General features: G+C 52.3%; 1 protein-coding gene. It reads left to right on the top strand.

Features of this window, described 5'->3' with window-relative positions:
- The coding region (locus tag IEY09_RS20125) for a cadherin-like domain-containing protein (protein ID WP_188872420.1) at positions 1–644 on the top strand (644 nt) is incomplete at both ends.

Raw genomic sequence — 644 nt, 5'->3', positions numbered from 1 at the left:
TCACCGTAAACGGCAATACCGTGACTGCGGGCACTACTGTTGCCTTAGAAGGCGGCAGTTTAATCATCAACGCCGACGGCTCTTACACCTTCACGCCAAACGCCAACTGGAATGGCCAAGTGCCGGTCATCACCTACACCACTAACACTGGCTCAACGGCGACCTTAAACATTAATATCACCCCAGTGGATGATCCATCAGTCTTGGTTAACGATACCAATACCGTTGCTGAAGATTCTGTTGCCACCGGTAACGTCCTTAGCAATGACAGTGATATCGACAGTACCTTGTCTGTTGTCAGCTTCACCGTAAACGGCAATACCGTGACTGCGGGCACCACTGTTGCCTTAGAAGGCGGCAGTTTAATCATCAATGCCGACGGCTCTTACACCTTCACGCCAAACGCCAACTGGAATGGCCAAGTACCGGTCATCACCTACACCACCAACACTGGCTCAACGGCGACCTTAACCATTAATGTCACCCCAGAGGGTGATCCGGCAAATATATCCGTTAACGATACCGACAACGGCACGGTGACCGAAGATGGCGACAGCGATACCGATGTTGCTACCGTGCAAACCGTTGGCGGCAAGCTCGATGTGACCGACGTCGATAACGGCGAAGCCGTGTTCCAAGTCCAA

It is taken from the genome of Shewanella xiamenensis (genome assembly GCF_014647135.1).
GTDB classification, from domain to species: Bacteria; Pseudomonadota; Gammaproteobacteria; order Enterobacterales; family Shewanellaceae; genus Shewanella; species Shewanella xiamenensis.
The sequence above is the reverse complement of the archived record's forward strand: the minus strand, read 5'-3'. Positions and strand labels throughout refer to the sequence as shown.